Annotated in this window: 1 pseudogene; it reads right to left on the bottom strand. The window is 63.5% G+C overall.

The annotated features are described in order from the left end of the window. Positions 1–44: 44 nt before the first annotated feature. Positions 45–266 (bottom strand): annotated as a pseudogene (locus KVT39_RS38855) (IS3 family transposase); the annotation flags it as partial.

Below are 266 nucleotides of genomic sequence, written 5' to 3'. Positions count from 1 at the left end.
CAGCTTCACCTCCATACGGGCGGGCTACGCTGGCTGGGCGTACCATACGTAAAATCCGACACCCAGAGCTGATTCGGCCGGTCAGCCTTGAACTGCCGGTTGACTCGGTCCAGCGGGCGCGGCGCGGTCACATCGGGAATCGTCGTGCGAACACGCTTACCGCGAACTGCGCCACGCAAGCCCTGCAGCTTCATCAACCGTCCGACCGTGCAGCGTGCCACTGCAATGCCTTCCCGGTTCATCTGCTTCCAGACCTTCGGCACGCC

Source organism: Burkholderia sp. GbtcB21, from assembly GCF_019091065.1.
In the GTDB taxonomy this organism is placed as follows: domain Bacteria; phylum Pseudomonadota; class Gammaproteobacteria; order Burkholderiales; family Burkholderiaceae; genus Burkholderia; species Burkholderia pyrrocinia_C.
The sequence above is the reverse complement of the archived record's forward strand: the minus strand, read 5'-3'. Positions and strand labels throughout refer to the sequence as shown.